This window comes from Micromonospora maritima, assembly GCF_902825405.1.
In the GTDB taxonomy this organism is placed as follows: domain Bacteria; phylum Actinomycetota; class Actinomycetes; order Mycobacteriales; family Micromonosporaceae; genus Micromonospora; species Micromonospora maritima.
On record NZ_CADEAU010000377.1, the window covers coordinates 1 to 5,233 of the forward strand.

General features: G+C 75.3%; 6 protein-coding genes and 1 pseudogene. 5 read left to right on the forward strand and 2 right to left on the reverse strand.

What is annotated here, in order from left to right:
* Positions 1-684, reverse strand: a pseudogene (locus HUW36_RS24835) (PP2C family protein-serine/threonine phosphatase); the annotation flags it as partial.
* 209 nt (positions 685-893) lie between these two features.
* On the opposite strand from HUW36_RS24835, the gene HUW36_RS24840 reads away from it, so the two are divergent.
* Positions 894-1,289 carry an STAS domain-containing protein gene (locus HUW36_RS24840; RefSeq protein WP_174530378.1) on the forward strand — a complete coding sequence of 132 codons (396 nt, stop codon included), beginning with the start codon at positions 894-896 and terminating at the stop codon, positions 1,287-1,289.
* A gap of 43 nt (positions 1,290-1,332) precedes the next feature.
* Positions 1,333-1,680, forward strand: a complete 348-nt coding sequence (locus HUW36_RS24845) for an STAS domain-containing protein (protein WP_174530379.1) — start codon at positions 1,333-1,335, stop codon at positions 1,678-1,680.
* A gap of 100 nt (positions 1,681-1,780) precedes the next feature.
* Here the strand turns inward: HUW36_RS24845 and HUW36_RS24850 are convergent, their stop codons facing one another.
* Positions 1,781-2,092, reverse strand: coding sequence for a hypothetical protein (locus HUW36_RS24850; protein ID WP_174530380.1), 312 nt, complete (start codon positions 2,090-2,092; stop codon positions 1,781-1,783).
* Between the two features lie 184 nt (positions 2,093-2,276).
* Between HUW36_RS24850 and HUW36_RS24855 the strand changes: the two genes are divergently transcribed.
* The 3 genes from HUW36_RS24855 to HUW36_RS24865 form a co-directional block, all read left to right on the forward strand.
* Positions 2,277-3,248 (forward strand): DUF2267 domain-containing protein, encoded by a 972-nt coding sequence (locus HUW36_RS24855; protein ID WP_174530381.1) that lies wholly within the window; start codon positions 2,277-2,279, stop codon positions 3,246-3,248.
* 102 nt (positions 3,249-3,350) lie between these two features.
* A complete protein-coding gene (locus HUW36_RS24860; protein ID WP_174530382.1) occupies positions 3,351-4,136 on the forward strand; it encodes a spermidine synthase in 786 nt (261 codons plus the stop codon).
* 38 nt (positions 4,137-4,174) lie between these two features.
* Positions 4,175-5,233: AI-2E family transporter (locus tag HUW36_RS24865; RefSeq protein WP_174530383.1), on the forward strand; the 1,059-nt coding region annotated here is incomplete at its 3' end.

Consider the following 5,233-nt stretch of genomic DNA (forward strand, 5'->3'; position numbering starts at 1 on the left):
GTCCTCGATCGCGGCGGGCAGGGCGGGCGCCGGCAGCACGCCGCTGTCCACCACGGGAGCGGCCTCCTCGTCGGCGCGTACCGCCCGCCACCAGCGGGACCGGCCGGACCGGGGCGCCAGCACCAGCACCGCCACGTCGGCCAGCGTCGGCACGGCCAACCGCACCACGGCGGCGGCGGCGCGGTCGGGGTGCAGCGGGTTGCCGAGCTTCTCGCCGACCACGGCGAGGAAGGACGAACGGGCCCGCTCGGCGAGCAGCGCGTCGGCCCGGCTGACGCTCTCGGTGACGTCCTCGACGTACCAGCAGCGCCGGGCGTGGGAGAGCGGGACGGGACGCAGGCGCAACCGGCGCCCGTGGTGGGTGATCTCGGCCGGCGCGTCGCCGGCCAGCGGCGCCATCCCGGTGGCGGCCAGCACCGCGCCGGGCACGGCCTCGGGGACGAGACGCTCCGCCACCGGGCTGACGTGCCGGACCACCCCGTCGGCGGCACAGACGATGAGGCCCTCGCGGAAGTGTTCGACCACCTCGGACCAGTCCGGGACGGTGAGGCCACGGTCGGGCGACAGCGGCGGCAGGGCGGCCGTGTCCGGAGCGGCGGCGGACCACGCCGGGGGCCGTGCGGCACTCGACGTGGAGATCCGTCCGTCGCCCGGGTCGGTACCCCTGACGTCGGCAGCAGTCACCAGCTGAGCCCCACTCTCCTCGTCGACACCCGCGGGACACCGAAACGGGTCCCTGTGGTCAAATCTCCTCGCCCCACCCTACGCCGGTATGCCGGGACCGCCACCTGGCGTCGTGGTCGGCGGGGCGGACGCGGCACCGAGCGGGCACGGTCCGGGGTTGTTACGATCCGAATGTTTCCTGCCCGACCGGCAGCCTGCGGAAAGGCGTGATGGTGGTTCCTCAACGGAGAAAGCCCGAGGCGACACCGCTGAGCATCTCCGTCGACCGCTCCGACCCGTCCGTCCCGGTCGTCCGGGTCGGCGGCGACCTGGCCTACGCCACCGCGGGGCCGCTGCGGGCCGAGGTCGACCGGCTGCTCGCCGAGCGTCCCCACGCCCTGGTGCTGGACTTCGGCGACCTGATCTTCCTGGACAGCACCGGCTTGTCCGTGATCGTGCACGCGTGGCGCGAGGGACAGCGCGCGGGCACCGCCATCGAACTCCGCGCGGTTCCCCGCTTCCTGGAGACGATTCTCGACATGACGGGGGTCACCGGCCTGCTGGAGCGCCCGCCGGTCGACGGCCGCTCCGGGCAGCAGACGTCCGACTCGACCGCCTCGGCGTGACCCCGGGGGTTTCCCGCTCACCCCGGACTGGGAACATGGAGCCGTGCCCGCCCAGCTGTTGACCATCGAGGTGGACCGGCTCGACGCCGGGTCCGCCCGTCTGCGGCTCTCCGGCGAGCTGGACTTCGACACCGCGCCCGAGCTCGTCGAGGCCGCCGCCCGGCTGCGCCGCGACGGCCACCAGGAGTTGGAACTCGACTTCGCGGGTGTGGTGCTGTGCGACTCCTCCGGCCTGAGCGCACTCGTGGTGATCCACCGTGCCGGCACCGGCGCGGTCCGCCTGCGACACATGAACCCGCAGGTCCGGCAGCTGCTGGACCGCACCGGTCTGGCCGAGCTCCTGGCCGCCCCACCCCGCGGGGTGACCCGCGAGGCCCGCGAGGCGGGCTGAACGGCCGGTCCGCCCGCGAGGCGGGACGGGCCCGCGCCGGTCCGGCGGGGAGGGGTGGCCCCCGACCCTGGGACCAGGGGTCGGGGGCCGGGAGGATGGCTCAGGCGGCGGGCGTGGCCTGCAGGCGCGGCCCGCTCTCGCGCGACTCCCCCATGACCGGGGGCTCGACGTCCTCCGGCGCGCCGGAATCGGGCGTCTGGAACAGGTAACGGACGAAGTCCCCGGCCTCGTCGTCGTCGGCGCCGGGCCACTGCCCGACGCAGTCGACGCCGACCACCTCGCGGCCGCTGCCGTCGCTGCTCTCCAGCAGGGCCCAGAGGGTCACCGGGTAGCACCGGGTCAGGTCCGGGCCGATCCGCCAGCGGGCGTACCAGCCGGGACGGGCGGGGACGATCTCCACGATCTGCTTCATGACGACCTGCCCTTCCGCGTGCGTCGGAAGTTGTCCGGTCCACCCCGATCCTGGATCCGCACCGGGTGAGCGCTCCTCACCCGCAGCGAGTGAAGCGGCCCCGACGGTCGAGGCCCGTTAGCTTCCCGGCAGCGCCGGGAAGGCGACCGGCGCAAGCGCAACCGACCAGGAACGAGGTGCGACGATGCGCAAGCAGATGGAGGGCGACAACCAGCGCCGCCGGGCCCTGGCCCGGCAGGCCCGGGAACAGGGCCGCAGCGCGAGCCAGACCGGCGCCAGCCTGAGCGCGTCCAAGCAGGTCACCTCGCTGGACCAGCACGACCGGTCCGGCCCGCCGCCGGCCGGCCGGCACAAGCCGGACAGCACGCGCGGCGGTCCCGCGCCGCCGGCGGTGGGGGTGGCGGAACGTCCCCGCCCGCTGCCGGATCCGCAGCCGCCCCGGGTGGCGTCGCTCGGGTACCGGGATCTCGTCGACGACGTGAGCCGCCGCGCCGGGGTGGACTTCGCCGAGGCGAAGGTCGCCGCCGAGGCCACCGTGCTCGCGCTGGCCTGGGCGCTCGGCGACGCCGAACGGGAGCGGCTGCTCGCGGCCGTGCCGGTGAAGCTGCACGACGTGGTGCCGGTGGACGGCATCGAGCGGCGCCAGGACCTGCCGGGCTTCCTGGCCGAGGTCGGACGGCGTAGCCGGCTCACCCCGGAGCAGGCCAGGTACCAGGCGGAGGCGACGCTGGCCGCGATCTCCGACGCCGACGCCGAGCTGGTCGAGTCGCTGCGCGTACCGGACGGGTTGCGGGACCTGCTCGCGCCTGCCGAGTACGGCGGTGGCCTGGTGGGGGCGTCGTCGGCCACCGCCCCGCTGACCGACGCGGAGCTGCGGGACGCGCTCGCCACGCTGCCCTACTGGTCCAGCGACCGGCGGGCGCTGGTCCGCACCATCGAGTTGCCCGGCGGCAACCTGGACCGGGTGCTCGACCGGCTGGACCAGCTCAAGGTCGAGGTCGGGCGCGGTCCGCAGATCGGTCGGCCCGACCCGGACAGCGCCGTGCTCACCGTCCGGACCCAGCAGGTCGACGGCGTGACGGCCGCCGACGTGGACCTGGCCCAGCGGGTCGACGACGCGATCGACGAGGCCGGCGCCGGGATGGCCGCCGGCTGAGGTGCAAGGAGGGGCCCCCGCTTAACGCCTCCGGTATAGGCGGGGGCCCCGCTTGACACCCGTGCGCCCGGGCCGGGCCGTCGCCCGGTACCGTGTCCCGCCGTGGAGCGCGACGCCGAGGCCCTGGAGATCGTCGTGGACCCGGCGAGGCCCACCGGCCGTACGCTGCTCGCCGACGGTGTCGAACAGTCCTACGTGGACGTGGTGGACCCGCGGCACCTGCACTTCGAGTACGTCCGACGGATCGCCGCCGTGATCGACCTGGCCGCGCCGTCCGGTCAGCCGCTGCACGCCCTGCACCTGGGCGGCGGCGCGCTCACACTCCCGCGCTGGCTGGCCGCCACCCGACCGGGCTCGCCGCAGCGGGTGGTCGAGCGTGACCCGGGCGTGGTCGAGCTGGTCCGGGGGACACTGCCCGGGGTGCCGCCGGAGGTGGTGGTCGCGCTCGGCGACGCCCGGGACGCGGTCACCGACGCGCCCGCCGCGACGTACGACGTGGTGGTGGCCGACGTCTACCGGGCCGCGGTGATGCCCCCGCACCTGGCGGCCGTGGAGTTCGCCACCGAGGTCGCCCGGGTGCTCCGCCCGGACGGTGTCTACCTGGTGAACCTGACCGACCTGCCGCCCCTGGCGCACACCCGCGCGCAGGTGGCCACGCTGCGGGCGGTATTCGCCGACGTCTGCCTGCTCACCGACCGGCGGATGCTGCGGGGCCGACGCTACGGCAACGTGGTGCTGGCCGGCGCGCTCCGCCCGGACCGGTTGCCGGTACGCCGCCTCGCCGCCCGGGTCGCCGCCGATCCGGTGCCCGGCAGGACGCTGCACGCGGCGGCGCTGGACGCGTTCGCCGGCGGCGCGCTCCCGGTCCGCGACACCCACCGGCACTGAGAGGGTTTTCGCACCGGCACGGCGGGTAGGCGCGCCGGATGAGCGTCGCCGACGACCGCTCCACCGCCCGCCGGACGCTGATCGTGATCGGTTTGGTGCTGGCCACCGTGGTCGGGCTGACGCTGGTCTGGGCCACCCGTCGGGTGCTGGTCTGGGGCCTGGTCGCGGCGTTTCTCGCGGTCGCGCTCAAGCCGCTGGTGGACCGGCTCCAGCGCCGGGTGCGGCGCCGGGCACTGGCCACGCTGCTCGTGTTCCTGGCCACGTTCGTGCTGCTCGCCACGCTGGGCGCGCTGATCGTGCTGCCGTTGCTCGACGAGGTGGGCCGGTTCGCCGACCGGGCGCCGGAGCTGGTGCGCGAGGCCCAGGCCGGGCGGGGGCCGGTCGGCCGGCTGCTGGAGCGCCTGCACCTGCTCCGCTACGCCGAACCCGGCCAGCTGCGCCGCTACGGCGACAAGCTCGGCGAACCGACGGTCGGGCTGGTCCGCGGCGTGGCCCAGGCCGTCGCCGCCGTGGTCACGATCGTGGTGCTGGCGTACCTGATGGTGCTGGAGGCCCCCCGGATCGTGGCCGCCACGCTGCGCCTGGTCGGCGACGGACCGGCGCAGCGGTTGCGGCGCATCGGCCGCGACACGTCCCGGATCGTCACCGGCTACCTGAGCGGCAACCTGCTGATCAGCGTGATCTGCGGAGGGCTCACCTTCGTCGTGCTCTTCGTCCTCGGCGTCCCGTTCGCCGCGGTGATCGCCCTGGTGGTCGCGCTGGCCGACCTGATCCCGCTGGTCGGCGCAACGCTGGGCGCGATCGTCGCGGCCGGCGCGGGGTTCGTGCACTCCCCCACCGCCGGCGTGGTCGTGCTGGTGTTCTTCGTGGTCTACCAGCAGGTGGAGAACCACCTGCTGCAACCGGTCATCATGGCCCGCGCGGTCCGGCTCAACCCGTTGACCGTGCTGGTCAGCGTCCTGCTCGCCGCTGAGCTGGCCGGGCTGGTCGGGGCGCTGCTGGCGATCCCGGCGGCCGGCGTCGTGCAGGTGCTGCTGCGGGAGTTCGTCCCGGCCGGCCGGCAGGCGCTGCCCCCGCCGGCCGACGACCGGCCACCG

Coding starts and splice junctions, on each gene's coding strand:
- HUW36_RS24840 (WP_174530378.1), top strand. CDS start 894: ATGGTGGTTCCTCAACGGAGAAAGCCCGAGGCGACACCGCTGAGCATC.
- HUW36_RS24850 (WP_174530380.1), bottom strand. CDS start 2,092: ATGAAGCAGATCGTGGAGATCGTCCCCGCCCGTCCCGGCTGGTACGCC.
- HUW36_RS24855 (WP_174530381.1), top strand. CDS start 2,277: ATGCGCAAGCAGATGGAGGGCGACAACCAGCGCCGCCGGGCCCTGGCC.